A 26,469-nucleotide genomic window follows, 5' to 3' on the forward strand; every position below is an offset into this window, starting at 1 on the left:
AGGGACTATGCAAGTGCAGCTCCTGAGAGAGAGGATTGATTGGAAGATGACGGAAGTTTGACAGACCAGTGCATCGGCCACTGGCGTGTCGCGGTCCGATAGGCGAGCGCGAGCGCGCCGGTCAGTCCCGCCGATGCACCCGCCGTGGGCGCTGCGATATAGTCGTCCATTTCGAGGGCGCGCATACTGGCGTCATAGCCGGCAAGTTTACCGATCAGAGCGCGCCGGACGCGCTGGTACATGCCGGGAGATTCCATGACGCCACCGCCGATGATGATACGGTCGGGTCGCACGATGTAGGTCAATGTCGCGCACAGTCCGGCAAGATAGTCCGCTTCAATCTCCCAGCCAGGATGATCTGGGGGAAGTTGCTCAGCTGGAACACCCCAGCGGGCGCGCATTGCTGGGCCGCAAGCCAGACCTTCAAGGCAATCGCCATGAAAAGGACAAATGCCCGCAAAAAGCTCATCGCCAGCAGCACGCGGCAGTCGGATATGCCCCGCCTCGGGATGATTGGCACCGCCATGGGGCGCACCGTCGATCAGCAGCCCCACGCCAATGCCGGTCCCAACCGTCACATAACAGAAGGTGTCGAGACCCTGCCCGCTGCCGAACAGCTTTTCGCCGACGGCCGCACAGTTGACATCGGTATCGAGCGCCATCGGCGCATCGATCGTCCGGGCAAAATGACCAAGCAGGTCGACATCCTGCCATCCCGCCTTGGGCGTCGATGTGATCGAGCCATAATCCTGCGCGACTGGATTGAGAGATAGGGGACCAAAGCTGCCGATCGAAAAAGCGGACAACCGTCCCAGGTCCAGTTCGGCCTGCTCGAAGAAAGCGCTGGCCTCGCCCAGCGTATCTGCAGGGATTATAGTGGCGATCCGTTGCTGCCGGATGATGCGCCCATTGCGGTCGGCAATGCCGCAGAGGAATTTCGTCCCCCCCGCTTCGATACCGCCCAGAAGAAGATTGTCATTCTGCATGTTTTACTCGCACGACAAGCTGTTCCGCACCCAACAGGGCCGAGGAGGAAGCTTTAAGGAGGAAGAATTGACTGCGAGCGTGGCGCGCCGCCTGCTCCACACACGACCAGAAGCAGGACACCTTCGAGGCGCCATGCAATCTGCGGAACAAATTATGTGGATCGGCCTTCACGATCATCCTCTTCCCTGTTCTGCAGCACGTATTCGTGCTTGCAAGCCGCCCTTGCGACTCCATTAAATCTACAAATGTGATTTAGTCTGTCAATCACATTCTTTGCGATTGTGAGAGGGCCCGTACATCCCAAAAAAATGGGGGAGGATCTGGGCTGAAAGCCCCTCTCCTCCCCCCTTACATTTCCAGCGTGCAGTCTGGAAACTGGGCACTTCCCGTCCGGTTTGGACGAGCTTTGTCGGGTTGGTCAGGCGCTCGCAATCGAAGAAAGGAGAGGTTCTCAGCCGCTGCGCGCCCGCAGGTCCGAATGAAGCCAAGTGACAAGGAACTATGCTGCCCGCTCTGCCATAGTCTCAAGTTCGAATCCGCTACCTGACAGACTAGATCTATCAATGTGATTTAGTCTGTCAAGCGGCTCTTGCCGTCACTCGCCCTTGCCAATTGCAGCAATGCTGTTCCAAAACTACCGCCCCTATCGCGCATCATCTTGCTGCCGGTAAAATGAGCGGAGTCGAAGGTGAATAAGCGTGGCAGCAATGCGGTGGGCGTGCGGCGGTATAATGAGCGCCTCATTCTCGCGACGATACGACGGCTCAACGGTGCCTCCAAAGCCGACCTTTCCCGGATAACCGGCCTCTCACCGCAGGCAGCTGTCCGAATTGTCGAAAGCCTTGCTGAGGAAGGGCGACTGATAAAGGCCGGAAAGCGCACAGGAGGCATGGGACAGCCATCGATTATCTACCGGATCAACGGAGGCAGTGGTTGCACCATCGGAGCTGAAATCGGCCGCGACCGGCTGGTTTGCACCATGCTCGATTTTGATGGCCGCATCATCGCCTGCGAAAGCACGACCACATCCTATCCCAGCCCCACCAGTGCTGTGGAGCATATCCAACGCTTTGCGCAAAAACATATGCCGCAGCTGAGGGAAGAACAGCGCGAAGGCTTTCTGGGTTTCGGCATCGCTATGCCCTGGTTCATCGGCGAATGGCGCGAAGAGGCGGGCATCGCGGCTCAGCAGGCCGCTGCCTGGGCAGCACCAGAGCTCGAAGAGTTTTTCCAGAAGGAATTGGATGGCCCGGTCATCTTCGAAAATGACGGCAATGCAGGCGCTCTTGCCGAACTCATGTCGGGATCAGCCGCAGGTCTGACCAATTTCCTCTATGTCCATATCGGAAGTTTCGTTGGCGGTGGCCTTATCCTGAATGGAGAGATCAAGCGCGGCAAAAACGGCAATGCTGGGGCTCTTGCCTCAATGCCAATTCCTCAAGGCACCAGCACGGACTTCCTGCTACACGCCGCCTCCCTGTACCAGATGATAACCAGCGGGCAGGACGAACATAATCCGGCTTGGGAAGCTTGGCTGAAACGCTGCGCTGAGGCGCTGGCATTCGTAATTATTAGCGCGAACAGTCTCCTAGACCTTGATGCCGTGGTCATCGGGGGCGGACTATCACATGCCCAGCTACGCACCCTTTCAGAACGCGTCAAAAATACTATCCAAAAGACCGCCCCCCGCGATTTTTTCTGTCCAGAGCTGAAGATTGGCGAGAATGGGGAAAAGGCTCCTGCGATGGGCGCTGGCCTGCTTCCGCTATTCTCTACCTACGCACCAAACCTGATTTCCTTGCTCAAAGTCGATGCCGTCGCCTCCTTGACGGAAGTATAATCCTCAATTCGTCTAAACCAGATGTTCTCATCTTTGGAATTGCAAAGCCGCGCCCGTCACATTCCAATTTAGCCTATCGGCGGCTAAAGCACACGATCAGAAAAATGATGATTGCAGTTCAATGCAATCATTATGGCATTAGCGGAACAATAGTTGCATCGCATCTACGGTGAATTTGAACCCCAGGATGAAGGCATTCCGGATGTTCCGCGTGCGATCGGGGGCCCTGGTCTGGTCAGGATGCAGAATATATTGCAGGTTGGGCGACAGACGGATTGCCGGGTTGACCTGAAATCCATAGGCCAGCTCCATCATATATTGATGGCGACGAATATCGGCGCGCCCGCCCGCCGCAACCCGCGCGGCGCTCATCCGCTGCATCGCCAAGTCGCTGAAACGCTGATCGTTGATGGCGAAGCCGATCGTGTCCTGATCGCGCCCGGCGAAGGTGCCGGTCTGCACGATCCCCATGCCAAGATAACGGCTTTCCTCGACCTGGCCGGACAGGTTGGTCATCGCCACGCCAAAGATGCTCAGCCCCCGCGGCGAGGCGGGATCGGGACGGGTCAACTGCTGATCGAAGCGGGCATAGAGGCCCGACCGCCCATTCCGCGTCGCCGCCGGCCGCCCGGTCAAAATTGCGATGCCACCCTGATCATCCCGCAGCGGATCGGCATAGTCGCCACGATCAAACCAACCGCCCAGAATATAATGGCTCGGCAGCCGATCATCGGCGGAATCCCGGCTAAAGCTTAATTCCCAGGGTATGATCACCCCGGTCGCATTCTTCGTGCTGAAATTGAAACCATGGTCGCTTGCGCGCTTGCGGTCCGGGTTCACTTCGTAAACGCCGGTATGCAGCATGATCTGCGGCGTCACATGCAGCTTGGCATGGGCCATCCAACTGGATGCCGGGAAATAAGTGAAATTGCTGTTCTTGAAGACGAAGGTCGGGTTGCCGCAGGCCGAATTGGTCTGAAAATGGCAATAGAGCGGCGAGTTGAGGAAATGGATATTCGCCTGGCTGCGCCCAACCTCGATATCCAGTCGCCCGTCCAGGAAGCTCTGCTGCCAGGTCAATATCGCGAGATGGGTATTCTGGGTGCCATAGATTTCCTGCACTGACGTATTATTGCCGATCGCCATGGCGGCCAGATTCTTGCCATGGCGATTGGTGACGGCAAAATGAAGCGTCGCGCCATCGATCCCGATCATCCGGTCAAGATCTAGATCGGCGCCGACATAGACCTGCCCGGCATGGGCCGCGTCGCGGCGAAGCCCGCCCGAGACATTGGTCGCCGCCTCGCCGGTATAGCTGAGCGACAATGTCACCCCCTTCCCTGCCAGCGGTTGCCATTGGGCCGGCGCGTCCGATTGGACCGATGGCGGATCGACATCGGCAACCGCCTGATCCTGTGCCAGCGCGACGGGCGCGGTACAGGCCATGGCGCCGGCCATGCAGGCGGCACCCATCTTCCTGAAATACATGAATAGCCTCTCCGATTATCGTGACGCGTTCGGGGCGTCAGGCCTTGATTTTTGCTATGGGACGCTTGACCAGCCCGACCAGCAGCGCGCTCACCAGCGTGCCGGCCAGAATGGCCAGCGCATAGACGCCGACATGGGTGACCGCGCCGGGGATCGGCAGCACGAATAGCCCACCATGCGGCACCTTTAGCTCCACGCCCATCGCCATGGAGATGGCCCCGGTCACAGCCGAACCGGCCATCAGCGCCGGAATGACCCGCAGCGGATCGCGCGCGGCAAAGGGGATTGCCCCTTCGGTGATGAATGCCAGGCCGAGGACCGCGGCGGCCGCGCCGGCTTCGCGCTCTTCAGGCGTGAAGCGATTGCGGAACAGTCGAGTGGCGAGCGCAACGGCGAGCGGCGGCGTCATGCCAGCTGCCATGGTGGCCGCCATCGGTGTATAGACCTGACTGGCGATCAGGCCGACCGAGAAGGCATAGCCCGCCTTGTTGACCGGCCCGCCCATGTCGAATGCCGACATCGCGCCCAGGATCAAGCCCAGCATCAGCGCACTCGACCCCTGCATGCTGCGCAGCCAATCGGTCAGGAAAGCCAGCGCAGCGGCAACCGGCGTGCCCACGGCATAGAGCATCAGCAGACCGGTCAGCAGCGTGCCGAGCAGCGGCAGGATGAGGACCGGCTTCAATCCCTGCAAATTCTTGGGCAGCTGAATCAGGCGATTGAGCCAGTCGACGCCATAGCCCGCGATGAAGCCGGCGACGATGCCGCCGAGGAAGCCCGCGCCCAGATTGGCGGCCAGCATGCCGCCGATCATGCCCGGTGCAATGCCGGGGCGGTCCGCAACCGAATAGGCGATATAGCCCGCCAGCGCCGGCACCATCAGCACGAATCCGCCCTTGGCACCGATTTCGAACAGGGCATAGGCCAACGTGCCCTTCGCTGCCGCATCATTGGCGTGAATACCGCCCAGCGCGAAGGCGAGCGCGATCAGCAGGCCACCCGCCACCACGAAGGGCAGCATGAAGGACACGCCGGTCATCAGATGCTTATAGGGGCCGGCGCGCTTCGCGCCCGATGTCGCGGCGGCAGAGTCGGCCGGTTGCGATGCGCTCCCCTCGCCGCCCTGTATGGTCGCTTCCGCCAGCGCCCGCTCGATCAGCTTCGCGCCACCGGTGATGGCGGGCTTGGTATTGCCGGCGAAGACGCGCTTGCCGGCAAAGCGGCTGCGATCGACCTCTCGATCGGCGGCGATCAGCACGATGTCGGCGGCAGCGATTTCCTCGGCCGTCAGCGCGTTGCCCGCGCCGACCGACCCCTGCGTCTCGACCCGAATGGCATAGCCAAGCTGGCGAGCGCCTTCGGTCAGCCCCTCGGCCGCCATGAAGGTATGGGCGATGCCGGTCGGGCAGGAGGTGATGGCGACGATGCGCGGCACGGCGCTCGACACGCCCGCTACCTTGCCCCCGTGCAGCGCGGCGACGGGATCGGCCAGAACCGCCTCCAGCGTCAGGCGGCGATGCGGGCGGTTTTCCGACGGGGCGTCGGCGCCTTCCGGTGCGATCAGCAGCAGATCGCCGTCCGCGTCGCCCGGCAAGGGATTGACGATCCCCTGTGCGGTCCGCAATTCGATTTCGATGGCCTGGCCACTGGCCTTTGCGGCCTTGCGCAGCGCTTCGCCGGCCAGGACGCCGGCGACACCGGCTTCGCCGGCATCCACCACCGCGAAAATCCTGCTCATTGCGTCTCTCCCATCAGAATATCCGTCTCAACGCTGGCCGCCAGGGCTTCGATCTCGTCCCTTGTCGGCAGATGCGGTCCGGCACGGCCCAGCTTGCCGACGGCAAAGGCGGTGGACAGACGCGCGATACGATCCAGCCCCGCGCCTTCGATCAGGGCGGCGGCCAGACCGGCAACCATGGCATCGCCTGCACCGACCGTGCTTTCCACGCTGTGCGCGGTCAGGCGCGCGCGCAGCATTTCCGAGCCGGTCAGGAACAGTGCGCCCTGCGCGCCCATCGACACGGCGATCAGGTCGACGCCCCGATCCAGCAACCAGCGCGCGACGTCGACGATCTGATGCGGCGCATCGACCGGACCATCATGCCATTCGGCCAGTTCATGCAGATTGGGTTTCAGGATGGTCGGCAGAACGGGGCCCGCGAGCGCATGGCGCAACGCCGGGCCGCTGCTGTCGAGCAGGACAAGAGCCCCCCGCGCCCGCAGCATGGCGGTAAGGGAGGCATAGATATCGACCGGGCAGCCGGGCGGCAGGCTGCCCGAGAGGATGACGAGATCGCCGGCCCCAACCTGTTCATCCAGCGCCGCAATGACGGCATCGATACGCGCTTCAGTTGCCGGTGCGCCATCCATGTTGATGTCGGTCGTGCCATGGACATCGACCAGCTTCAGATTGACGCGCGTGCTACCGCCATGGCGCTGGCAGCGGTCGATGATCGACTTTTCGGCAAAAAGCGCATCGAAGGGCGCCGCATTGGCGCCGCCCAACAGGCCCATGACGGTGACGGGCACATCCCAGTCGGCCAGGCAACTGGCTGCGTTGATCCCCTTGCCGCCGGCATCCTGCCGCACGGAACGCGCGCGATGCACCTCCCCGGGAACGAGACGGTCGAGCATGACCGTCTGGTCGATCGCCGGATTGAGCGTGACGGTGAAGACGGCCATCATGCCCCCTCCCCATCCAGCGCGCGCACATCGGCGGCGCTTGTCGCGTCGAGCGCACGAGCGGCGAGCCCCTGAAGATCGCCAAGGCTGCTGGCGCGGAGCCGTGCCTTTACGGCAGGAATGTCGCGCGGGGTCATGGACAATTCATGGACCCCGAGGCCCGCCAGCAACGCCGCGCCGAACGGATCGCCGGCAATGCCGCCGCACACGCCGACCCAGCGGTCATGCCGGCGCGCGCCCTCCACGGTCATGGCGATCAGGCGCAGAACGGCCGGGTGCAGGCTGTCGGCCTCGCTCGCCAGTTCCGGATTCTGACGGTCGATGGCGAGTGCATATTGCGTCAGGTCATTGGTTCCGATCGAGAAGAAGTCCGCGTGCTCCGCCAGTGCATGGGCCTGAACAGCGGCGGCGGGGACTTCGATCATGATGCCGATGGGAACGGCCGGTGCAGCCAGTTCCGCCCGGATCGCTTCACAACGTTCCCGCAGGATCACCAGTTCGGCCGCGGATGTGATCATCGGGAACATGATCGACAGATCGCCGCCCAGCTTCGCCGCGCGATATAGGGCGCGGAGTTGCGGTTCCAGCAGGTCGGGCCGACGCAGCAACAGGCGAGCGCCACGCACCCCCAGGAAGGGATTCTCCTCCTTCGGCAGGTCGAGATGCGGCACCTGTTTGTCGCCGCCAATGTCCAGCGCACGGACGATCAGCGGCCGATCACCCAGCGCGTCGATCATCCCGCGATAAATGGCGCATTGTTCCTCCTCGCTCGGGCTGTCGCCGCGTTCGAGGAACAGGAATTCGGTGCGCATCAGCCCGACCCCCTCGCCGCCCTGTGCCATCGCGAAGGCCACCTGATCCGGGCGGTTCACATTGGCGCCGATCGCCAGATCATGTCCGTCGCTGGTCCGTGCCGGCAGAGCGCGCTCCGCCTCTTCGGCGGCGCGTCGCGCCGCGATCTCCTCGATCCAGGCGCGGGCGGAGGCAATGTCCTGCGCCGAGGGATCGAGCCAGATACGACCGCTGTCGCCATCGACGATGGCGGTCGTGCCGGCCGCCTGCGTCAGCAGATCGGCCCCGCCCGCCACGACCGACGGCAGGCCGAGCGTACGTGCCAGGATCGCGCTGTGCGATGTCGGCCCACCCAATGCGGTGGCAATGCCGACCACGCGGCGCGTGTCGAGCGTCGCCGTATCCGATGGCGACAGGTCCGTTGCCACCAGCACACAGGGCTGATCGGGCAGGTCGGCCAATGTCCCCGCGCTGAGCGCCGGATCAATCTGGGCTAGCACGCGCCGGCCGACATCGTGCAAATCGGTGGCGCGTGCAGCCAGCACCGGATTACCCAGTGCCGAAAGCTGCCCTGCCATGCGATCGATCGCCTGATGCCAGGACCAGGCGACGCCATGGCCCTCTACCATCAACTGACAGGTAAGCGTGATGAGGTCAGTATCGTCCAGCAGCCCGGCCTGCGCCGCAAAGATCGCGGCATCCCCCGCACCCAGGCGGCGGGTGGTGTCATCGACCAGCGCCTTCATCTGCGCCCGGGTACGCACCAGCGCATCGTTCAGCAACGCGCCGCCCGTGACCAGATCGACCGGCTGGTCGGGCACGTCCAGTTCCGCCGAGGCCAGGATGTGAACGGGACCAATGGCGAGGCCGGGGCTGGCGGCGACCCCGGCGATCATCGCAGGATTGCCGGCCGGTTTCCAGCCGCGCACCGGCGCCTTCGCCTTTTCGGCGGCACGGGCGGCATCGGCCTTCTCACGAACCGTTAGGCTGGTGACGGTGCGCATGAACTGGTCAAGCGTGTTCCTGTCGCTCGCCGAAATGGTAGCGCGTTCGCCTGCCTTCAGCCCCAGTTGCAGCAGCGAGACGATACTGCGCGGATCAGCCATGTCTCCGTCGTGGCGGATGCGTATGGGCGTAGCCAGGCTCTTCGCTGCTTCCGCCCAGGCTGAGGCGGGCCGGGCATGCAGACCAGCAGGATAGTCGACCGTCCATTCGATCCGCTCGGCCAGATCCTCGGCAGCGGGACGGGCCTCGCTGGGGTTGGCGTCTTCATGGAGGGCAGCGGCAATAGCCGCCGGATCGTCGGTGGCGAGAAGGGCCGCGAGACGCGCCTCATCCTGAATCAGGCGGGTGAGGCGGCGCAGGATCGCGATATGACTGTCGGAACTGGCGGCGATACCGACAATGAGATGGGCGCGCTGCCCAGGATTCCACTCAATCCCTTCGCGCAGTTGCAGGACCACGATCCCGTCGTGGCGCACCAGCCCTTTGTCCTCACCCAGGCCATGGGGAATGGCGACGCCCGACCCCAGATAGGTGTTTGCCACCGCCTCCCGCCGAACCATGCTCTGTTCATAGCCGGGCGAAACGCAGCCAGCGGCGACCAATATCTGGCCGGCCTGCAGGATGGCAGCCTCCTTGTCGGATGCTCGCGCATCGATGCGGATCAGATCTTCATGGCGAAGCACACTTAGGGGGTCGGCAGTCATGGCTCTTCAGTATCCTCTCTCCTCTCAAGAAAACGTTTTCTCATGATTCTGTCAATACACTTGCATTTACCCCCTGCGATCGGCCATATCTGGGGCAGAATTAAGAGAGGATGAGGAAAACGATTTTCCCATGACGGTCGGAATCAAGGACGTAGCGCGAGTGGCCGAAGTATCGCCTGCCACCGTCTCCCGGGTACTTTCGGGGCGTGCGGTTGATCCAGCCATGCGCGACAGGGTGCTCGCAGCGGTCAGGACAACAGGCTACCGGCCCAACCTCGCGGCCCGTCGGCTCCGTTCGCGCCACAGCAACACGATCGGCCTCATCGTTGCAGATATCCGCAACCCCTTTTTCACGGCAGTGTCTCGCACGGTCGAGGATATCGCCTATGAACGCGGCCTGCGGGTTATATTGTGCAATACGGATGAAGATCCCGCCAAAGAGGCGATGTATCTCCAGTTGATGCAGGAGGAACGGGTGACAGGGGTGATCCTGGCACCCACTCGGCAAGGCGCCAAGAAGGCATCGCAGACAAAGGCAGAGCATCCCATCATCCTGATCGATCGCGTAGCAGCGACGACCACGGACTGCGTCGTGCTCGACAATGATGCGATGGCTCGCACACTGGTTGCCCATCTGCATGCGCAAGGGTTCAGATCCATTGCCGGCCTGTTCGGCGCAGCCAGCACCACGGGTGCCGAACGACGCGCCGGGTTTGAGCAGGCAGCCCAAATGATCGGCATCCCTACGCGATCCCTGTCTGTGCCGCATGGAGAGGGTGAAGCGGAGAGGCTGGTCAGCGCTCTCCTGCAAACGCCTGATCGGCCCGAAGCGATCATTGCGAGCAATGGCCTGATGCTGATGTCGGTATTGCGAGCCGCACATGCGCTGGGCCTGAGCGTTCCCGGCGACTTCGCATTGGCTGGGTTCGACAATGACAGCTGGACGGAATTTGCAGCTGATGGACTGAGCGTTATCGAACAACCCGTGGAGGAGATCGGGCGCACCGCCATGGCCATGCTGCTCGACCGTCTCGACCATCCGAACGCCGCCGCTCGTAAGGTGGTTCTGAGCGGGCGTCTCATCATCCGCGGATCTACGATCCGTCGTGAAAAATCAGCAAGCCAGAATGGGGTATGAGGATATGAAACCGCCAATCGGCAGGGACACCAGATTGTGCATGTCGCTGTCAGGTCGCCCTGGTAACGCCGGATCCCGCTTCCACAATTGCCTCTATGAGATTCTGGGGCTGGACTATGTCTATAAAAGTTTCAGTACACAGGATCTGGCAGCTGCGATCGGCGGCATCCGCGCGTTGAATGTGCGCGGCTGCGCCATTTCCATGCCGTTCAAGGAAGCGGTCATTCCTCTGATCGATGATCTTGAAAGCTCAGCCCGTGCAATCGACAGCGTCAACACCATCGTCAATGATGATGGCCGGCTGACTGGCTACAACACTGATTATGTTGCGGTTCGCCAGCTTCTCGAGAAGCGCATCGAAAAACCGGTACCTTTTCTACTCCGAGGAAGTGGTGGAATGGCGAAAGCCGTCGCTGCCGCGCTTAGAGATGCTGGCTTCGCCAACGGCACGATCATCGCGCGCAACAAAATGGCCGGGCAGGCGATCGCAGACCAATATGGCTTTTGCTGGCAGGCTGATCTACCGCCGGATAGCGCACCACTGCTGATCAATGTCACGCCATTGGGTATGGAGGGCAAGGACCGAGACGCCTTGGCGTTCCGCGCAGAGCAGATCGCGGCCTGCAGCACCGCTTTCGACGTCGTTGCCCAACCGGTCGACACCCCTTTCGTCCGCGCAGCCAGAGCTGCTCGAAAGAGCGTGATTTCCGGCGGAGAGGTCATCGTCCTGCAAGCGGTGGAGCAATTTATTCTTTACACGGGCGTGAGCCCCGGCGCCGACGATATCTATGAAGCAGCGCGATATGCCCACGGCGCAGACGTCGCTGCACGAATAGCTGATTAAGCCCCCTCCCCCTCAATGCAAAGGCCTACCATGCAAGCCATCTCCCTCAGCCGTTTCCTGATCGAGCAGCAACGCCAGGCCCAGGCTTTGCCAGGAGAATTGCGCTTGCTCATCGAAACGGTCGCACGCGCCTGCAAGACGATCAGTCACGCGGTATCCAAGGGCGCACTGGGTGAAGTTCTTGGTAGCCTGGGCAGCGAGAATGTTCAGGGAGAGGTTCAGAAAAAGCTCGATGTCATTGCCAACGAGCTATTGCTCGATGCCAATGAATGGGGTGGCCATCTGGCAGCCATGGCTTCCGAGGAGATGGAGACCCTCTACCCTATCCCCAACCGCTATCCCAAAGGCGAATATCTGCTGCTGTTCGATCCGATCGACGGCTCAAGCAACATTGATGTCGACCTGAGCGTCGGAACGATCTTCTCCGTACTCAAGGCACCCGAAAATGCTTCAGGGCGCGAGGTAACAGAGCAGGACTTTCTGCAAGCCGGCATACATCAGGTCGCAGCCGGCTATGCCATATATGGACCACAAACGCTGCTGGTTCTGACAATTGGATCTGGCGTCTATGAATTCACTCTCGATCGTGAAATCGGCTCATGGCGGATGACCGACGGCCCCATGCAGATGCCCAAGGGCAATCGCGAATTTGCCATAAACATGGCGCGTCGCCGCCAATGGTCGCCGCAAATCATACGCTATGTCGACGAACGAATTCAGGGGGCGGAAGGGCCTTTGGGCAAGGACTATAACATGCGCTGGACGGCCTCGATGGTGGCCGATGTACACCGCATCCTGAAAAGAGGGGGTATCTTCCTTTATCCTAAAGATGCCCGCCCGAATGGTACGGCCAGACTACGCCTGATGTACGAGGCAAATCCGATGGCCTTTCTGGTAGAGCAGGCAGGCGGCGCAGCCATCGACGGCGAACAGCGACTGATGGAAGTCCTGCCGTCAAAACTTCATCAGCGCATTGGGGTGATTCTGGGTGACAAGGAGGAAGTCACATCACTGCTGAGGGACTGAACACCCAAAAACAAAAAGGCGCCTCTCCGCATAATATACGTAATTTCAACAAATTAACTCGAAAAAAGCGTCAACCATCCAATCCTGCCAGCGATCTTGACGCAACTAAATCACATATATAGATTTAGTTGCGTCGATCATGGAAAGCATGACGCCGCACAGGATGGAGAGGGTGATGAAGGTGCATTCCGTCAGACGCAGTTATCTGACCGGCACGCAGATATCGCGAGCCTCTCCCTCCACCTGAATGCAATCAAAACATCGTTGCAATGCACCACGAGCGTGCATGCCAGCGACAATCAAAAAACAAAAAAGTTTGAGAGAGGAGTAGGCCGGTGGCGATTACCCCCTTTTATTCACGCAGACAAACATTGGAAATGCTCGCCGCCTTTCCAATGCTTTCATCCTGCGGCAGCGAAGCAGAACCTGCAATTGGCGCAATGCCTGTATCGAGTGGAACCCCCGATTCTACTGGTTTACCAACGGCAACCCCGATTAGCGAACGACCACGATATCATATCGCGGCCCCGGCAGGAGGCTGGATCAACGACCCACAGCGCCCTGTGCGAATGGGAGATCGCTGGACAATTTGGGCGCTCTTCAATCCAACCTATCCCACCGATGGCACTGAATGGCGCCGCTGGACCTCAACAGACCTCGTCACTTGGCAGGATCAAGGTATATCGATCCCACGCCGCACAACATCCTTTGGAGACATCTGGACCGGGAGCGCGGTTGTCGATGTCACCAATACTGCCGGATTCGGCCCCGGCGCACTGATCGCGCTCGTTACAATGCCCGCAGACAATGCCGCCGGGCAAAACCAGTCCTGCGCACTCTGGTACTCTCTTGATGAGGGTGCCAGCTTCACCTTTCACGACATCGTGCTACCCAATTTCCCAGGCAACAGGCAGTTTCGCGACCCCACTGTTTTCTGGCATGAGACCAGCGGCAATTGGATTATGACGCTGTCAGAGGAAGGCAAGATCGGCATCTACACTTCGCCAGATCTCAAGCACTGGACTTATTCCAGCGGTTTTCTGTCAACGGTCGTCGGTGGCGTGATGGAATGCTCGCATCTCTTCAAACTGCATCTATATAATCCAGATGGCACAACTTCGGCAGATAAATGGGTTTTGCTGGTAGGCGGAGATGGGACGGCTTCCGGCTTCACGGGTGGAACCTGGTATTGGGTAGGCGAATTCGATGGCACGACCTTCACGGCCAGCGCTCCCGACGGCCAATGGCTAGATGGCGGAGCTGATTTTTACGCGGCCGTTATATGGAATGACCCTCAAGCTGCCGATCCCATTGCTTGTGCATACTCAATGGGATGGATGAACAACTGGGCATATGCAAACCAACTACCAGCAACCCACGATTATCGAGGTCAACTCAGCATTGTTCGCGAATTGCGCTTACGACTGATCAACAATGCACCGCGGCTTTCTAGCACCCCTCTACCAGCACAGAACAAGATATTCGCGCTTACTGCCCAGGGCTCTGATCAGACGATTGCAGATGGTTATGATTATATCTGGCCCGACAATGCTAGAATGGTTGCGGGGCGGATCGACCTCACGCTCAACCGGATCGGATCGGCTTGGCCATCAATAGTGTGGCTATCCGTCCGCGGAGGTTCCGGTTACTCCACTCAGATCTGCTTCGAGCTAGGTAATAATAGGGCATTTATCAGACGCGTGACCAGTGGCCCTGAAGCGCCTGACAGCGAGGCGTGGCGCCTAGATCGAAGTCTGCCATGCGATTTTTCGGAAGGTGTAGTAGACGTTAGCTTATTTATCGACATTTCGTCCGTAGAATTATTTGTAAACAATGGAGAAGCTACGCTATCTCAGCTTATCAACGCCCGCATAGCCGACACGTCTTTGAATCTAACGACTGTACACGGCAGTATGCTGGTATCAAAAGTTTTAATATCAAGTTACATCTAGCGGCATACATCATCGAACAATTACGTACCGACGTCAGCATATGAAATTTTATCTGGACATAATCTAACCAATAACTGCTTATTCCGTCAGTTTGCTTCGCGCCACCTTAAAGATGAATCGTCATCATCCTGATGGCGTGGCTTGTCCGGGCACGATCAGGTCCTAAAGCCCAAGGCCGCGGCCTAGCGAGCGTCCGAGATGCCGCTGGAGATCCTGCGACAGCGATTGGCCGCTTTGGGAGGATAGACCGAGCTCTTTGGTGCGATTGCGCAGCAGCGACTCAAGCTGTGGATCGCGCTCCAGCCCCTTGGCCATGCCCGCCATCGCCTCGCGCACCTTCCCGCTTGCGCTATGGTCGCCGCTGCGACTGAGCGCCTGACGCTGGCTGTCGCTGCTTTGCCAATCGGCAATGAAGCGATCTGCGCGCTGCTGACCAGCGACACGCATGTCCCGCTCCACCTGCATCTGCCTGATGGCATTGCCGCTATGCCCGGCGGCCGCTTCATGGACGAGCCCGCGGTCCTTGCCAAAGGCAGCGCTCAGATCCTGCGATGCCTGGGGGCGCAGCGCATCGAGCGCGTCGCGCGCCCGCTGGGCAGCCTGTTGCTGCTCGATCAGCGGCTCATAGCCCTGGGCGCGCATGGCCTGCTCTTGCTGCAAGGCCTTGGCATAGTCCTGAACCGCCTTGTCGAACGAGGGCATGGCCGGTCGCTGGTCCAGCGGCGCGGCATTGAGCTTCAGCCCGGCGAAGATACTGCGCTTTGGCTGAAGCGAGGGCTCGGCCTGGGGTTGGACCTGATGCGGTGGCTGGGGCTGGGCCTGCTGCGGTGGCTGTGGCTCGGGTTGGGGCTGGGCCAGGCTCGCCGCCTCCGGCGCGCGCCCATAGTCCGATGCCATATCCTTGCCACGCTCGCGCTCGAGCGTGCGCACAAGCTTGCCCTGATTGGCAAAGTCATCCTTGCCATAATGAAGATTGACGGTTTCGCGGTGGCGCGAGAGCGCGACATAGCTGGCATGGCGATCAAGCCCGGGGGTTGCCAGCACATGCACCTTGTCCACCGTCATGCCCTGCGCCTTGTGGATGGTGGCGGCATAGCCATGATCGATATGGGCATAATGTTTGGTGTCGAAACCCACTTGGCGCCCATCATCGAGCGATACCCGCATATGCGCCTTGTCGACATGGTCGATGGTGCCGAGCGTTCCGTTCTTCACCCCAAGGCTGCGCTCATTCTTGAGGAACATGATCCTGTCCCCGTCGGCAAAGCTTCGCGCGCCGCGCTCGACGGTGAGGCTGACATCCTTGCCCAGTTCCCCTGACCGCTGCAGTTGCTCGCGCGCCGCCTGGTTGAGGCTGCGCACCTCGTCATTGGTGTGGGTAAGGATGATGCGGCTGGCTTGTGGGTCGGCGATGCGATCGTGGTCCCACCGCTCGATCAGGTCACCCCGCGCATCCTCGCGCGTCTCAGCGGCATGGACATGGCCATGGTCGCCATAGGCGGTGATCGCCTCATGGGTGCGACCGGTCGCCAGCGCCCTGGTCGCCTCGCGCTGCCAGTCGTGCGCCTGCCGGCGGATCGAGCTGATCTCGACGCTGCCATGGCGCTCGGCAATAGCGCGGAACGAGGCGCCGGCCTCGATCGCCTGCAGCTGCTGGGGATCGCCAACCAGCACGACCTTGGCACCATGCGCCTGCGCCTCCTCAAACACTCTCTCCATCTGCCGCGTGCCGATCATCCCGGCCTCGTCGACCACCAGGATCGACCTGTCGGTCAGACGCTCGCGATCCTGCGCCCATTGATGCTCAAGGCTGGCGATCGTGCGCGAGGCTATGCCCGACCCGCTTTCCAGATTTTCCGCAGCGATGCCCGAGAGCGCAGCGCCGCGCACATCATAGCCGGCCCGCTCCCATGCGTCGCGCGCCACGCCCAGCATCGCGCTCTTGCCGGTGCCGGCATAGCCGATGACATTGCTCAGCCCCTTGGCACTGGTCACATGCTCGAGCGCGCCGCGCTGTTCGGCCGAGAGGTCGAGCCCGCTTGCGCTGGCCCGTGCCAGCGCGCGTTCGACATGGCGATCGGCCAGCCCATGATGGCGCCGCGCGTCGAGCGTGGCGGTGGCCTTTTCCAGCCGCTGTTCGGTCTCCAGCATCGCGCGGGAGGTGAACCGCGCCTCCCCTCGCCCATCCTTGCCCAGCGCCACCAGATCGGGCGAGGCTTTGACCGCCGCCATGACCCGATCAAATTGTTCCTTCCCCTCGCTATGGCGGTGAACGAACATGGCAAGGTCACGATTGGTGAAGGTCGCCTGGTTATGGGTGATGCCATCGAGTGCAATGCCCGGATTGGCGAGGATCTTCTCGCCATTGGAGCGGGCGATCTCATGATGCTCTTCGATTCGCTCGCTGACTTGGCCCGCTTCCCCCATGCGCGCCGCGGCCGGGCCGATCTTGTGCTGGGGCTCCAGATCAATGCCCTGGGCTTCCAGGCTGCGATGATCGATGCGTGCATCGATATCGAGAGCGGCCAGGCGCTCGTTCACATGCTCCGCCCAGGCCTCGCGCCAATGGCTGAGAAGCTGCGTGCTGTTCCAGTCGCGCACCTTGGCGCCAAAGCCCTCTGGCGTCACTTCGCGCAAGGTCAGCATCACATGGGCATGGGGCTTGGCCAGTCCATTGGCGCCGATATCCCAATGGACATTGAGATCGGCGACCATGCCGACATCGACGAACTCGCGCTGGACGAAGTCGCGGGCCAGGGCGATGCCCTCAGCCTGCGACATTTCTCGGGGGATGGCGAACTCCACTTCACGCGCCAACTGCGCGTCCTTGCGGATCTCGGCGGCCTCGACATCATTCCACAGCTGCTCGCGCTCGCGCCATTGCTCTGGCGCGCCATCGGGCAGCATCACTTCGCTGTGGACGACGCCGGCCTTGTTCGAAAAGTCATGATCGCGCCCGAACAGCATATCGAACAGCGAGGAGCCTGAGCGATAGGCGGCCGAGGCGACCGCCGAGCGGCCGGCGGCGCGCGAGATGACTTTGACCGAGAGATGGTAGATCGCCATGACGGCCTACCATTTACACCTCAAGCAGCACGTCGGCACGACGTATAAGCGCGCCCTCAAAAGATTTCATCAGTTTCGGGATGACGAGATCCCAGGAAATTCCAGCACATTGTGACTGATCGAGACGGTCGATAACGCCGGGGGTCTGACACCAACAGCAAGGCCATACTCCATGCGCAGACCACGGGACTATGACGCAGAGCTCAAGGCTCTCACCGACAAGGCACGACAACTTAAAGCCCGCAAGCAGAGCCAGCTGGGCGAACTGGTGATGGCGACGGGAGCCGATGGGCTCAGCGCCGAGGAACTGGCTGGCGCATTGCTTGCCGCTGCCAGTACAACCGAAGCACCAAGGCGGGAGGCGTGGCGCAGGCGGGGCGCCGCCTTCTTTTCAGGGCAGCGGCATGATGCTGGGTCAGGCGCTGGCGACAAGCCGGGCAGCCCTGCGCCGGGTGACGGTCGCGCGCCATCGCCTGCAGCTGAGCCAGGCGCGGCATGATCGGCGGGACTGGCAGATGAAGCGGCGCGAGCGCACCCGGCATCTGATTGAGCTGGGCGGCCTTGTCGTGAAGGCTGAGCTGGTCACACTCACCGATGATGATCGCGCGGTGATGCTCGGGCTGCTTGGTGAAGCGGCGGCACGATTGCGGACTGAAGATCGCGAACAGCTGTTGCTGCTCTGGCGCCGACGGGGGCAGCGCATGTTCGCGACCGATGCATTGCCTGATCAGCCATGACCGCGCATAGGCGAAGGCATGAGTGAACAGATGCAAGCCGCCATTCTCGCCGTGATCGAGCGCGCACCGCAATGGATTCGGCAAGATCTGACATCCAAGGATCCGGCGGCCCGCACCCGTGCGGAAGAGTCGCTGGCGATGATCATTGCCGACGCCATCAGAAAGCAAAGCGAACAGCCTGAATGATCAGGCTCTAAATGATCAGGCGGCGACGCCTGCGGTGCGCTTCAATTCGGCGATGCGTTCGGCGCACACTTCATGCACGACGCGGCCCAGTTCCTCGACCTGTTTGCCGAGCCAGCTGAGTTCCTCTTCGCTGATCTTGTAATGCTTGGAATAGCGGGCCTTCACATAGGCCTCCTTCAGCTTCTCGAACCGCGCCCGATCAACATGGCGCTCGCTCGGCCAGACATAGGCCAGCCGCCGGTCGATCCGTTCGGCTTGGGTGCGCAGGAAAGCGAGATTGTGAACGTGTGGCGTATAGGCGGTGCAGACCAGCAGGACGCAGTGATAGAGGCGTTCGGCCGCCTGATGGAGATCGAATGCGGCCTTCTTCATATCTCCATCGGCTACAGCATGGCTGTAGCCTCGAAAGAAGCTCTGTGCGCTGGGTAGCCAGTCATCAAAATATTCCTGCGCCATGGCCAGCGCCTTATCCGGCGTCTTGGGCTTTGGCGTATGCAGTTCCTTGTCGTCGCTCTCGTAAAGCGCGATGCCATCCTTGGCCACGTCCATGAAGAAATAGCGGCCATGGGCGAGGCCATCATTCACTTCCTGGAGGGTGTGGACGATGAAATTGACCGGGGTCTTGAGCGTGGCGGTGATGCCATATTCGCGCATCAGCCGCTCATCGACTCCAAGCCAATATTTGACGCGATCGGTCAGCCGCTGGTCGTTGACGATGATGAGGAGATCATAGTCGGACTTGTAGCCCTTTGCTGTGTGCGGCTCGTCGACCCAACCGCCACGGGCATAGCTGCCATAGAGGATGATCTTCTGGATGCGGCCCTTCTTGCGCCATGCCTGGGTGGCGAGCGCCAGCCCGTCCTCGAATTCCTCGAAGATGATCTGCACGACGCGCGCCAGTTCGCGCTGCTTGTCGGCGGGAAGATGATCGAGATCGTTACGCATGGCATGGCTACCCTGTCGGACCGATCGCCCGATGGCAAGCCATCGGGCGCGGCGGGTTGATCACAGACGATGGGAAAGCCGTCGCCACCAGGGCTCGGACTCGTACAAGGTCCGCATGAATATGCGCAGCGCGGCGGCAAATTCGGCCTCGGCCTGCTCGGCGCTGATGCCGTGCCGTTCGGCAAGCTGGGCATAGCTGAGATCCTCCATCCGGATATCGAAGAAGATGGTGCGCTGAAGGACGGTCATGCGGCGGAGCGACCGGCGCCCGCGCCGCAGGAAGACGCGCAGGGGAAGCTTGTCGGTCATGCCGCTGCCCCTTCCATGCCCAGCAGATAATCGGCCGCCTTGCTGGCCGCGCTCGCCGCCTTGAAGATCGCCCGCTCATCCTCGCGCAGGACGGCAAGCCAGGAGCCGATATAGTCGCTATGCCGGACGGTGGGCACGATCCCCAGCGACGCGCAGGTAAAAGCGCTGGCCATCTCGGCGACCAGTTCCTCTTTTGCATAGAGCGCTGTGCCGAACCCGCCCGACTGATCGCGCGCCAGCCGGCTGCGATGTCCGGTCCAATGGCCAAGCTCATGCAAGGCCGTGCGATACCAGTTGATCGGCTCATGAAAGACGGCCTGCGGCGGCACGGCGACATAATCACCGGACGGAGAATAAAAGGCCTCGCCACCGCCGATGCGAAAGTCCGCCCCGCTGTTTCGGATCAGGCTGTCAGCCTCGGCGATCGACACCAGTGGTTCAGGCAGTTCGGGCACATCGGACAAGTCTTCGGGCAGCCCCTCGCACTGGTCGACGTTGAAGACGGTAAAGCGCTTGAGCAACGCAATCGTCCTTGCCTCGCGATCCTCTTGGCCCGCCCGCTCTTCCTCGGCCTTGGGGACGAAGCGATCCGCATAGCAGATGACGCTCCCCTTCTCGCCCTTGCGAACGTGCCCGCCAGCCGCTTCGGCCTGCCGGTAGGTGAGCCAGCGCTGCCCGGTAAAGCCGCGCTCGATCACGGTGGCCCACAGGATCAGGATGTTGATGCCCGAATAGCGCCGCCCGGTGACGGCATTCTGTGGCATGGTGCAGGGACAGGCACTGCTGTCCCATGGCTTCACCCAGGGAAGATGCCCCGCTTCCAGTTCCGTGATGATCCGGGAGGTGACTTCGCCATAGATGCTCTGACGTTCCGTATTGCCCATGTTCCTCACTCCTTCTTCACACCGCAACCGGCGCCGGAAGGGCGAAGGCGGGTGGCAGGAGCGGTCCATCAGCGCCGCCGGGAGCGGCGGCCTGCACCCGCAGGGCCGCAATGGACATGGAGGACCTCGGCGCAGCCGGGGTTGCAGGACGCCGAGGCGGGGCTAGGGACAAGCGACGCCCGCCTTTGCCCGTCCGATGCCGGAGGCCAACGCCATCGCGCGAAGCGCGATGACCGCAAGGCGGCACGCAGGGACGCCCAAGAATCCGAATAGAACGACCGCGCGCGGCCCGCCGCGCGCGCCGCAGCCACCAAATCAATCAGCTCAAAACGTCTCAGCCGGCAGAGCCGGCGAGGCATCGGCCAGACATCATCAAATTATTTTGATGGCCGTTTTTGCGCCTGGGTGCGCCTCGGCTTGCCGGGGTTCGACAAGGCAGGATCTCCCAATTCTCAGGCGGTTGACGCGCGGCAACCGCCCAATAATCCTCGGGATCAGGCGCGCTCATGTCACCACTCAAGAGATGGAAAACGACCATGATCTCTCAGCCACCCGATCGCATAATCCGGCTCAATACGGTCCTCGACCGGACCGGGCTCAGCCGGGCGACACTCTATCGCAAGGTCCAGGCCGGAACCTTTCCCAAGCAGGTCCGTATCGCCACGCGCTGCATGGGATGGCGAGAATCCGCCATCAACGACTGGATGCGCAATCCCATGTTCTGGACGGTCGAGGATGCCGACAAGCGGCAAAACACGTCGTCATTATAAGGTCATCGATGCCCATCACATCAAGCCTGTCGCTCCCCTCCCCCTCGAAGCGGCACCTCCCTGAACTATGGTCCTGCCGGGAGATTTTTTCCGGCCGGATCACTTTTATCAATTTGGGACGGGAGTGGGGCTGCTAACGGCAAGGGATGGGACTTTGCGCTCCGTCTGGTTTGGACTGGCCAAGCCTAGGAAGCGGACATTGCCGATGGCTAAGGCGCCCCGTTTAAGCTGGCCCCATCCGTCTTCGTCGAATGCGTAGGGTCGAGCCAGCGTGACGAGAGCGAACTATCCGGCGCGATGATGCACGGCTTGCCGATCAAGCCTAAGAATCCCCCCAGCACCCAAGTACGCCCTCAAGTAGAGCGAGGATTCTGTCCTTGTCAGTGTCGGGGTATTTCAACTGACGCAGCAAGTAGCTGTACGCACATGCCGCCAGCTCTCGGCGGCCGACCATGAGTTTCTCTGACCACGCTCGGCACGCCCGAATGAACTCTGGAATGGGGCAGCCCATGAGATATGCTTCGAGGTCGTGCCATTGGCGACAGGCATCAGCGGTCGGCCAGTCAGGCCCAAGCGTTGGATTGGCCTGTAGAACCGCACTGAGTTCCAGCGTCATCGGATCATAGGCCGCGGCCCCGAACCCGACATCGCCGTAGTCGATGACCAGAACGCCGCCTTCGGGCGACACGAGGATGTTCTCGCCGTGCAGATCGCCGTGCACGCTGCACCAGCGCGTCTGGATCATGCGGCCTTCGAACTCAGCCGCCCACTGGAGCCCATACTGCGCATGAAGTTCGGCAGCCCTCTCGTTCGACACCCATTGGCTGCGGATCGAGGCGATAGACCGACGTTCCTGGTTTTTGCCGTTTGACCATCCGGCAAGGGCTTCAGCTGTAGCCGCAACGGCCTTCCCCGCCAGCGCGTCCTCCTCAGCCATAGCCTTGAACATGGAGGCGTCGTGACCGTTTGCCAGCTGATAGAAGAGACCTGCCATGGCCCCCGCGCCGAACTCCAACAGCTTCATCTTTCGTGGCGTTGCAGCACCGTCGAGAAGCGTGACGTGCTCCTCGTATCGCGCGTCCTCATCCTGCATCTTCGCAAGATCGCCCAGTTTGGCAACGACGTCTCGGATGGGCGCGCCGGTCTGATCAAACATCTGCAGTCGCAGAGGTCGGGCACCGGATTTTCCCGCGCCAATCGGGTGAACCGAGCAAACGACCGCTTTGAAATGCTTGGCGAAGATTCGAACAAGCCGATCCTCACCCGTCGACAGGTTGAGCCCGTTGGTGTGAAGCTCGATCTCTGCCAAGGCATGGATCGCGGTCACCACCCGGCCGATCTTGTCCGGCGCCTGGTCAAATTCGATCTTCTTCAGGAATTCGACGGTACCGACCTTGCCACCCTCGCTCCAGATATCGGCATCATGCTTGTGAGCGAGGAGCGGCGCGATGAAATCATCCGACGGCGACCCCGTGAGCACGAGGATCTTCGTCCCCGGCGACACTCTGCGCAAGTGATGGAACACATACTTTCCATGCTCGGGATCGAAGTCCGTCGTGCCAGCTGAGGTGGGGATCTTGAGATCCAGGATCGCGAAGTCGAAGAAGCCGCTTTCCAGTTTTGCCACCGCGTCTTCGCGATTAGTGACGAACGTCGGCATCGTCGGACCGCCACAGCCTGCGAAGACCTTCTTCAGCTCTTCGATGAAGCCCTCGTCGTCCTCGACTACCAGAATGTGCGCCGTCACTTGCGCCACCGTGCGGTGTAGAGGGCACCGCCATGCTTGGCCGGCTCAAGGGTCAACGAGCCGATCATCGTTTCCACCGCTTGCCGGGCGATTGCCAAACCGAACCCGATGTGATCCTTTTTCGTCGAGTTTCCGGCCATAAAGGCAGTTTCGATTGGGCCGGTGAGGCCGTCGCCGTGATCGACCACCGCCAGCCAATAGTCGACGTCGGTATCGCCCCAGCTGATGGTCACGTCGTGCGGGTTGGGCTGCGCCGATGCCGCCTGCTGCGCCTCGATGGCGTTACGGATGCCGTTCACCACCACCATGCGCACGAGCGAGGGATCGCTTTTAATGAGGAACGGGCGCGATCCGATCGTGGAGATCCATTCTCGGACCTCGACGGTGTAGCCATCGAGCAACTCGTCCACGAGCGCCGACAAATCGAACTCCTCGGGGCGCGGCACGCTGGCGGCATTCTTCAGCCGCTCGATAGCATCAAAGACCCGCGTGACCGACGCTAAATGCTTCTGCGTGCCGGACCCCTCCCAATCCTCGCCAAGCTCGCGCTTAGCCGCCAACCGGACCAACCCTATGGGCGAAGAGACCTCGTGGAGCAGGAAACCGGTGATCCACTCCATCGCCTTGCCGTAAATCTGCTTGCGCACATCATCTGACACGACATCGGCATCATCCGTCGAAGGTACGGGCGCCTGTTCATGCGCCAGCCGCCGGATTGTCTCCTGCAGAGCGTAGTTGACGTACGTGACCGTTTCTTCCCGCTGGGCCCTACGAATGCGAGGCAGGTCGGTCCCGCGCCCCACCTCGCCAAGGGCGCGGGCAGCCTGACCGCGTACATGCGCGGACGATGCCTTCAAATTGTCCAGCGCCTCTTCCCGGGTCATGCCAGACCTTGCGATCCATAGAAGTTGGCGCGCTGGCGGAAGGCGGCGACGCCGCCCTCCATCACCGAGGTTATCGCATGAACGACCGGGCCGTCGGCCAATGCGCCAGACGCAATGGGGAACCCGCGACGGCCATCGGAGCCGAGCTGAACGACGAAGTCCGCGTTGCCTAGGACCGGGATGTTGGCGTTGTGTGTGGAGAACAGGAGCTGGCCATTCGCCGGCCGCGCGAGAATCGACTTGATCAGCGTTTCGGCGATGAAGGCATTGTCGATGTGATCCTCCGGCTGGTCCACGATCAGCAGGCGCTCCATGTGGCGCAGCACCAGCGGCAGGATCACAGTGCAGCGCTGGCCGGTCGAAAGCTCGGCAATGTCCTTGTAGTCCGGGCCGTCCATCAGCGAGAAGGTAACGTAATCGTCGACCGGCACTGTCGCGATGGCCCCCAGGTCCGCGTCCTTCAGCGCGACGGCGACCTTAGCCGCCCGGTCGAGGGTCATCGAACCACGGGTAGCGATCAGGTCGAAATCGGCGTTATCGACCGCTTCCAGCAGTTCACGCGGGCTGATCCGCGCCGCCAACGCGGCTACCAGATCGTTGTACCGCAGGCCGCTGCCGCGCAGGGCTTCGGTGAGCGCGCTGGCGAACGCCTCCGACTGCCCGCCGCGCATGACGTTGATATGGATTCGGGGGCCGAGCACGTGGTTAAGGCGGGCAGCAGCCTCTCGGCGGGCTTCGAACCGCGCCGACCGCATAGCCTCCAGCGCATCCAACGCCTGATTGCGGCGCGCGATAACCGCCTGGAAGCTGGCGATCCGCGATTGCTTGAAAGCCATCAACGATTCCAGCTGTGCTTTGCGCTCGCGGAGCAGCTGACCGCGGCGAACGATTTCCCCCGCTCCTGTTTGAAGCGCTTCGATCTCTTTGCGGAGGGTTCGCGCCTGATCCTCGAACTCCATCTTCTGTGACGCCACCTGGCTCCCCAGCATGACGGTTTCCGCTTCAACGGCACTCAATTCCTGCAGAGCATAACGGAGATACTCGTGGACTTTCCCAACCCGCGTACGCAGCTCTCCAAGCGGGTCGCCGCCGGCGTTGGCAGGCCATCCCTCGGAGGACATCTCACCGATGCCCCCGATCGATGAGCGCCAACGCGTGATCTCGTTACCGAACCGCTGGATCGCGTCAGTTGCGACACCTTTCACCGCGATGGTATTACTGAGCACGCTTAGTTGGGCCGCTTTCGCGCTAGTGTCAGCCGACAGCGCCGCCAGCTGCTGCTCCTGCGGCTCGACTTGAGCGATTTGCTCCAGAATAGACGGCATTTCGGCCAACTGCTGATCCAGCTGCTCGATGTCCGCGCGGATCGTATTCGCCTCGGCGGTCAACGACCGAACCGAAGCCGCGGCCTCTGTCTCTGCTGACACGGCAGATCGCTGATCACCGATGAAGCCGTCCAACAACCGGAGGCGGCCGCCGGATTGAAGGCCGACGGTTTCGATCTCCGTCTGCGAAAGGACGATCGGTGCCAGGAATGGCCCGGACGTGCGCGGAGCGATGTCGCTGGCTGACCGCGACACCGTGATCCGCCGGCCATCGTCGAGAAGCGTCAACGTGACCTGGCCGGACCCCAGTACGGAAAGCGCATGCTCGCGGCTGCGCTTGGTAACATCCGGCGTGTAGCCATCGACGCCGAGGCAGAACCGAATCAGCTCGATCAGGGTCGTCTTACCGGTGCCGCGCGCACCAATGACGACGTTCAGGCCAGGTCGCGGCCAAACGTCGAAGCCGTTGAGGAAACCCTCCTCAATCTGAATCCGCTCAATGATCATCTTGTCCCCGTCGACCAAGCATTCTCGCAAGTCGATCCCTTAGTCTTAACGTTCAGACAGGTCTTGCAAAACACAATTTATCGTTCGCCCGCGAGCCCTTGTCGCTTTGGTCTGATCCCGCGAATTTCCTCTAGGTTTGATTAAAGGCCAGCTAATGAGGGGCGGATCGATATGAACGCACGCAATTCCAATGCCGCGCAATGGGAAGCAGCCGGATCGCGCCTTACAAACGAAATTCGCTCTTTCAAGGACTGCGGAAGGGGGACGACGCGCCGCCGGGCGAGTGGCTGCTAGTCGTAGGAAACAGACATGCCGCTGCTTCGTCCTCCTTGGCTTTCCGCACTATCACGTCGGCGAGGCTGCATCACCCAAGCGACACCGCCGATCGCTGCTGCTGCCTCGCGCGCAAAATCCAAGTTGAACAAACGTGTCGCGGGAATCGAATTTGACCTCGGCGCCAGGCTGATTGAGTGATCGACGAAGACGATAGGGATGCCCCCGGCGCTATGCGCATTTATCGGCCACTTCTACAAGGCGTTCGCGGTGTTCAGGGATCGTGATCGGGCGTTTCGCGAGTGAGAATATGCTAAATCTATCAATGCTATGATATCGACTTTTGATGCAAAGACGGCGCAGAGAACGTGAGTCAGA

At 61.3% G+C, this 26,469-nt stretch carries 22 protein-coding genes; 9 read left to right on the top strand and 13 right to left on the bottom strand.

The window, feature by feature from the left end; all coding sequences use genetic code 11:
- Positions 1–5 precede the first annotated feature (5 nt).
- Together DIZ22_RS09100 and DIZ22_RS21765 are read right to left on the bottom strand one after the other, a co-directional pair.
- Positions 6–986: an ROK family protein gene (locus DIZ22_RS09100; protein ID WP_048939531.1), complete on the bottom strand. Its 981-nt coding sequence runs from the start codon at positions 984–986 to the stop codon at positions 6–8.
- On the bottom strand, positions 976–1,164 hold the full coding sequence (locus DIZ22_RS21765) for a hypothetical protein (protein ID WP_136186961.1): 189 nt from the start codon (positions 1,162–1,164) through the stop codon (positions 976–978). Before DIZ22_RS21765 ends, DIZ22_RS09100 begins: the two co-directional genes overlap by 11 nt.
- A 511-nt stretch (positions 1,165–1,675) precedes the next feature.
- On the opposite strand from DIZ22_RS21765, the gene DIZ22_RS09105 reads away from it, so the two are divergent.
- Entirely contained in the window at positions 1,676–2,827 is a 1,152-nt protein-coding gene (locus DIZ22_RS09105) for an ROK family transcriptional regulator (protein WP_048939532.1), read from the top strand.
- Between the two features lie 138 nt (positions 2,828–2,965).
- Here DIZ22_RS09105 and DIZ22_RS09110 read toward each other — a convergent pair whose 3' ends face one another.
- The 4 genes from DIZ22_RS09110 to ptsP are packed head-to-tail and all read right to left on the bottom strand — an operon-like array spanning position 2,966 to position 9,498.
- Positions 2,966–4,315 carry a carbohydrate porin gene (locus DIZ22_RS09110; protein WP_234415600.1) on the bottom strand — a complete coding sequence of 450 codons (1,350 nt, stop codon included), beginning with the start codon at positions 4,313–4,315 and terminating at the stop codon, positions 2,966–2,968.
- Between the two features lie 37 nt (positions 4,316–4,352).
- Entirely contained in the window at positions 4,353–6,053 is a 1,701-nt protein-coding gene (locus DIZ22_RS09115) for a fructose-specific PTS transporter subunit EIIC (RefSeq protein WP_122928114.1), read from the bottom strand.
- Positions 6,050–7,000 (bottom strand): 1-phosphofructokinase, encoded by a 951-nt coding sequence (gene pfkB, locus DIZ22_RS09120; protein WP_240626835.1) that lies wholly within the window; start codon positions 6,998–7,000, stop codon positions 6,050–6,052. The genes DIZ22_RS09115 and pfkB overlap by 4 nt, the downstream gene beginning before the upstream one ends.
- Positions 6,997–9,498 carry a phosphoenolpyruvate--protein phosphotransferase gene (ptsP, locus tag DIZ22_RS09125; protein WP_122928115.1) on the bottom strand — a complete coding sequence of 834 codons (2,502 nt, stop codon included), beginning with the start codon at positions 9,496–9,498 and terminating at the stop codon, positions 6,997–6,999. Before ptsP ends, pfkB begins: the two co-directional genes overlap by 4 nt.
- 130 nt (positions 9,499–9,628) lie before the next feature.
- Between ptsP and DIZ22_RS09130 the strand changes: the two genes are divergently transcribed.
- The 4 genes from DIZ22_RS09130 to DIZ22_RS09145 all read left to right on the top strand — a co-directional run bounded on the left by DIZ22_RS09130 (position 9,629) and on the right by DIZ22_RS09145 (position 14,458).
- On the top strand, positions 9,629–10,636 hold the full coding sequence (locus DIZ22_RS09130) for a LacI family DNA-binding transcriptional regulator (protein WP_122928116.1): 1,008 nt from the start codon (positions 9,629–9,631) through the stop codon (positions 10,634–10,636).
- A 4-nt stretch (positions 10,637–10,640) separates the two neighbouring features.
- Positions 10,641–11,480: a shikimate 5-dehydrogenase gene (locus tag DIZ22_RS09135; RefSeq protein WP_097385642.1), complete on the top strand. Its 840-nt coding sequence runs from the start codon at positions 10,641–10,643 to the stop codon at positions 11,478–11,480.
- A 30-nt stretch (positions 11,481–11,510) separates the two neighbouring features.
- Positions 11,511–12,506, top strand: a complete 996-nt coding sequence (locus DIZ22_RS09140; RefSeq protein ID WP_122928117.1) for a class 1 fructose-bisphosphatase — start codon at positions 11,511–11,513, stop codon at positions 12,504–12,506.
- Positions 12,507–12,841: 335 nt separating this feature from the next.
- Entirely contained in the window at positions 12,842–14,458 is a 1,617-nt protein-coding gene (locus DIZ22_RS09145; RefSeq protein WP_164488872.1) for a glycoside hydrolase family 32 protein, read from the top strand.
- A 162-nt stretch (positions 14,459–14,620) separates the two neighbouring features.
- Here DIZ22_RS09145 and traA read toward each other — a convergent pair whose 3' ends face one another.
- Positions 14,621–17,524, bottom strand: a complete 2,904-nt coding sequence (traA, locus tag DIZ22_RS09150; RefSeq protein WP_122928119.1) for a Ti-type conjugative transfer relaxase TraA — start codon at positions 17,522–17,524, stop codon at positions 14,621–14,623.
- Between the two features lie 172 nt (positions 17,525–17,696).
- On the opposite strand from traA, the gene DIZ22_RS09155 reads away from it, so the two are divergent.
- Genes DIZ22_RS09155 through DIZ22_RS21770 form a run of 3 tightly spaced genes read left to right on the top strand, consistent with a single transcriptional unit; the run spans position 17,697 to position 18,447 of the window.
- A complete protein-coding gene (locus DIZ22_RS09155) occupies positions 17,697–18,023 on the top strand; it encodes a conjugal transfer protein TraD (RefSeq protein WP_122928120.1) in 327 nt (108 codons plus the stop codon).
- The gene (locus DIZ22_RS09160; RefSeq protein WP_240626836.1) at positions 17,929–18,261 is read left to right on the top strand and encodes a conjugal transfer protein TraD; all 333 of its coding nucleotides are present in this window, start codon (positions 17,929–17,931) and stop codon (positions 18,259–18,261) included. Before DIZ22_RS09155 ends, DIZ22_RS09160 begins: the two co-directional genes overlap by 95 nt.
- 18 nt (positions 18,262–18,279) lie before the next feature.
- On the top strand, positions 18,280–18,447 hold the full coding sequence (locus tag DIZ22_RS21770; protein ID WP_164488873.1) for a DUF6771 family protein: 168 nt from the start codon (positions 18,280–18,282) through the stop codon (positions 18,445–18,447).
- Between the two features lie 15 nt (positions 18,448–18,462).
- On the opposite strand, the gene DIZ22_RS09165 is transcribed toward DIZ22_RS21770, so the two are convergent.
- From DIZ22_RS09165 to DIZ22_RS09175, 3 genes are read right to left on the bottom strand one after another with little or no spacing between them, the layout of a single operon-like run.
- Entirely contained in the window at positions 18,463–19,392 is a 930-nt protein-coding gene (locus DIZ22_RS09165; RefSeq protein WP_122928122.1) for a HEPN domain-containing protein, read from the bottom strand.
- A 60-nt stretch (positions 19,393–19,452) separates the two neighbouring features.
- Positions 19,453–19,701 carry a hypothetical protein gene (locus DIZ22_RS09170; protein ID WP_122928123.1) on the bottom strand — a complete coding sequence of 83 codons (249 nt, stop codon included), beginning with the start codon at positions 19,699–19,701 and terminating at the stop codon, positions 19,453–19,455.
- A complete protein-coding gene (locus tag DIZ22_RS09175) occupies positions 19,698–20,585 on the bottom strand; it encodes a zincin-like metallopeptidase domain-containing protein (protein WP_122928124.1) in 888 nt (295 codons plus the stop codon). Before DIZ22_RS09175 ends, DIZ22_RS09170 begins: the two co-directional genes overlap by 4 nt.
- A gap of 536 nt (positions 20,586–21,121) precedes the next feature.
- On the opposite strand from DIZ22_RS09175, the gene DIZ22_RS09180 reads away from it, so the two are divergent.
- Complete coding sequence (locus DIZ22_RS09180) at positions 21,122–21,355, top strand: AlpA family phage regulatory protein (protein ID WP_004210544.1); 234 nt, start codon at positions 21,122–21,124, stop codon at positions 21,353–21,355.
- 322 nt (positions 21,356–21,677) lie between these two features.
- Here the strand turns inward: DIZ22_RS09180 and DIZ22_RS09185 are convergent, their stop codons facing one another.
- The 3 genes from DIZ22_RS09185 to DIZ22_RS09195 are packed head-to-tail and all read right to left on the bottom strand — an operon-like array spanning position 21,678 to position 25,818.
- A complete protein-coding gene (locus tag DIZ22_RS09185) occupies positions 21,678–23,102 on the bottom strand; it encodes a phosphotransferase (RefSeq protein ID WP_206364622.1) in 1,425 nt (474 codons plus the stop codon).
- Positions 23,099–23,986 (bottom strand): ATP-binding protein, encoded by an 888-nt coding sequence (locus DIZ22_RS09190; protein WP_122928126.1) that lies wholly within the window; start codon positions 23,984–23,986, stop codon positions 23,099–23,101. Before DIZ22_RS09190 ends, DIZ22_RS09185 begins: the two co-directional genes overlap by 4 nt.
- Complete coding sequence (locus DIZ22_RS09195; protein WP_122928787.1) at positions 23,983–25,818, bottom strand: AAA family ATPase; 1,836 nt, start codon at positions 25,816–25,818, stop codon at positions 23,983–23,985. The genes DIZ22_RS09190 and DIZ22_RS09195 overlap by 4 nt, the downstream gene beginning before the upstream one ends.
- Positions 25,819–26,469: the final 651 nt, after the last annotated feature.

Origin of the sequence: Sphingobium sp. LF-16 (assembly GCF_003711185.1) — a bacterium.
In the GTDB taxonomy this organism is placed as follows: Bacteria; Pseudomonadota; Alphaproteobacteria; order Sphingomonadales; family Sphingomonadaceae; genus Sphingobium; species Sphingobium yanoikuyae_A.

What these genes read in the sequence shown, in the direction of transcription:
- DIZ22_RS09100 (WP_048939531.1), bottom strand. Translation starts at nt 986, where the DNA reads ATGCAGAATGACAATCTTCTTCTGGGCGGTATCGAAGCGGGGGGGACG.
- DIZ22_RS21765 (WP_136186961.1), bottom strand. Translation starts at nt 1,164, where the DNA reads ATGATCGTGAAGGCCGATCCACATAATTTGTTCCGCAGATTGCATGGC.
- DIZ22_RS09110 (WP_234415600.1), bottom strand. Translation starts at nt 4,315, where the DNA reads ATGTATTTCAGGAAGATGGGTGCCGCCTGCATGGCCGGCGCCATGGCC.
- DIZ22_RS09115 (WP_122928114.1), bottom strand. Translation starts at nt 6,053, where the DNA reads ATGAGCAGGATTTTCGCGGTGGTGGATGCCGGCGAAGCCGGTGTCGCC.
- pfkB (WP_240626835.1), bottom strand. Translation starts at nt 7,000, where the DNA reads ATGATGGCCGTCTTCACCGTCACGCTCAATCCGGCGATCGACCAGACG.
- ptsP (WP_122928115.1), bottom strand. Translation starts at nt 9,498, where the DNA reads ATGACTGCCGACCCCCTAAGTGTGCTTCGCCATGAAGATCTGATCCGC.
- DIZ22_RS09130 (WP_122928116.1), top strand. Translation starts at nt 9,629, where the DNA reads ATGACGGTCGGAATCAAGGACGTAGCGCGAGTGGCCGAAGTATCGCCT.
- DIZ22_RS09135 (WP_097385642.1), top strand. Translation starts at nt 10,641, where the DNA reads ATGAAACCGCCAATCGGCAGGGACACCAGATTGTGCATGTCGCTGTCA.
- DIZ22_RS09140 (WP_122928117.1), top strand. Translation starts at nt 11,511, where the DNA reads ATGCAAGCCATCTCCCTCAGCCGTTTCCTGATCGAGCAGCAACGCCAG.
- traA (WP_122928119.1), bottom strand. Translation starts at nt 17,524, where the DNA reads ATGGCGATCTACCATCTCTCGGTCAAAGTCATCTCGCGCGCCGCCGGC.
- DIZ22_RS09155 (WP_122928120.1), top strand. Translation starts at nt 17,697, where the DNA reads ATGCGCAGACCACGGGACTATGACGCAGAGCTCAAGGCTCTCACCGAC.
- DIZ22_RS09160 (WP_240626836.1), top strand. Translation starts at nt 17,929, where the DNA reads ATGATGCTGGGTCAGGCGCTGGCGACAAGCCGGGCAGCCCTGCGCCGG.
- DIZ22_RS21770 (WP_164488873.1), top strand. Translation starts at nt 18,280, where the DNA reads ATGAGTGAACAGATGCAAGCCGCCATTCTCGCCGTGATCGAGCGCGCA.
- DIZ22_RS09165 (WP_122928122.1), bottom strand. Translation starts at nt 19,392, where the DNA reads ATGCGTAACGATCTCGATCATCTTCCCGCCGACAAGCAGCGCGAACTG.
- DIZ22_RS09170 (WP_122928123.1), bottom strand. Translation starts at nt 19,701, where the DNA reads ATGACCGACAAGCTTCCCCTGCGCGTCTTCCTGCGGCGCGGGCGCCGG.
- DIZ22_RS09175 (WP_122928124.1), bottom strand. Translation starts at nt 20,585, where the DNA reads ATGGGCAATACGGAACGTCAGAGCATCTATGGCGAAGTCACCTCCCGG.
- DIZ22_RS09180 (WP_004210544.1), top strand. Translation starts at nt 21,122, where the DNA reads ATGATCTCTCAGCCACCCGATCGCATAATCCGGCTCAATACGGTCCTC.
- DIZ22_RS09190 (WP_122928126.1), bottom strand. Translation starts at nt 23,986, where the DNA reads ATGACCCGGGAAGAGGCGCTGGACAATTTGAAGGCATCGTCCGCGCAT.
- DIZ22_RS09195 (WP_122928787.1), bottom strand. Translation starts at nt 25,818, where the DNA reads ATGATCATTGAGCGGATTCAGATTGAGGAGGGTTTCCTCAACGGCTTC.